This window comes from Antricoccus suffuscus, from assembly GCF_003003235.1.
Lineage (GTDB): Bacteria > Actinomycetota > Actinomycetes > Mycobacteriales > Antricoccaceae > Antricoccus > Antricoccus suffuscus.
Map to the genome: position 1 here is coordinate 1 of NZ_PVUE01000041.1, position 1,591 is coordinate 1,591.

Below are 1,591 nucleotides of genomic sequence, written 5' to 3' on the forward strand. Positions count from 1 at the left end.
CCCTACGTGTCAGTCTGGTTGTGAGTCAGTCACCCATTCCCATGGAGTTGATTGTCTTGCCCTTAGAAGGTTTCTATACCGCAGAAGAACAACGTGCGGTGGTGTACGAATACCTCGCGCTTCCTTACGGCGCTAAAGCCCGCTTCCTCACCACACGCGGGCTGAGCCGGTGGCAGGTCACGCGGTGGCGTCAACAGGTCTTCGCCGACACACTGGAATACGGGCTAGTCCCACGAGGAGGAACGGTGGTGAACATGGACGAGGCAGCGATCGTGAAACGACTGCTTGATGAGAACGAGGCCCTGAAGAGCGAACTGGCCACCCGAGACAAGCAGTACCAGCAACAACTCGCCGCGAAAGACGACGAGCTCGCGGTCCGGTCTCGGGCGGTCGATGCACTGGGAAAAGCTATCGAGATCTTGCATCACGCCGGCGACGGCAAGAACTCGACCAGAAAACCCGCCGCCCCCGACCACTCGCCGGACCCGACCCCGGGCCCGTGAGCATGACCGCTATGAGCACGACCGATGCGCCCGCGGACGCCAGCGGTGGCAGTGTCGCTGCGGTGACCGCGGCCCTCGTCACGGCACTGATCGGGGCCGGATTATCGCAACGGGCCGCGTTAACGACCGCGGGGATGGCCCGCTCCACGTGGCACTACCGTTCCCATCCCCGGCCCGCCGTTGCGGTGCCGGTAGCGCATACCACGCGACGCGCCCCGTCCTGGCTCGCCAGCTGCGAACAAGACACCATCACCGCGAAACTACGCGACGGGTTCGCGGTGGGATGGTCGGTGTATTGCACGTTCTACGAGGCACTCGATGCCGGTGACCCGGTCGCGTCCCTGTCCTCCTGGTACCGGATCGCGCGGGACCGGCTGGCCCCTGAGCGACCGGTCCGGCGGACCCGTAAACACCGGGCCACCGCTATCCCGCAACTACTGACCGACGCACCCCTGCAAGCCTGGTCCTGGGACATCACCCACCTGAAGGGCCCCTACACCAAAGTGACCTACCAGTTCTACGTCGTGATCGACGTGTTCTCCCGGATGATCACCGCCTGGCGGATCGAGGACCACGAAGATGATGACCTCGCCCGCGAGATGTTCCAAGACGCGTTCACCGCACACGGTGCGCGACCCCGGATCGTGCACTCCGACGGCGGCTCGGCGATGACGTCGAACACGTTGACCGGCTTATTCCGCGACCTAGGGATCGAAGTCTCGAAAAACCGTCCCCGCGTCAGCAACGACAACCCGTTCAGTGAGTCATGGTTCAAGACCGCGAAGTACGCGCCGACCTACCCGGACTACTTCACCAGCATCGAGCAGGCCCGCGGCTGGGCCGACTGGTTCGTGGACTGGTACAACCATCATCACCACCACAGTGCCCTCGAGGGGCATACCCCCGCCGATATCCACCACGACACCTGGCGCGCCGTGCACCACCAGCGGGTAGCGGCCATGAACAAGCTCTACACCGCTCACCCCGAACGATTCACCCATCCACCAGTGGTGAAGTCCCCACTCGCGAGCGTGGGAATCAACCACCCCATCACCGACGAACGACTCCAAACAGGTTGACAGGTTCCG

At 63.6% G+C, this 1,591-nt stretch carries 2 protein-coding genes; both read left to right on the forward strand.

The annotated features are described in order from the left end of the window. On the forward strand, positions 1–503 hold a 503-nt coding region (locus CLV47_RS21740; RefSeq protein ID WP_238145593.1), incomplete at its 5' end, for a hypothetical protein. 11 nt (positions 504–514) lie between these two features. Beyond that, a complete protein-coding gene (locus CLV47_RS21745; RefSeq protein WP_170111202.1) occupies positions 515–1,582 on the forward strand; it encodes a DDE-type integrase/transposase/recombinase in 1,068 nt (355 codons plus the stop codon). Positions 1,583–1,591: the final 9 nt, after the last annotated feature.

Bases quoted from the DNA above. Each gene is read 5' to 3' on its own strand.
- CLV47_RS21745 (WP_170111202.1), top strand. From the start codon at position 515: ATGAGCACGACCGATGCGCCCGCGGACGCCAGCGGTGGCAGTGTCGCT.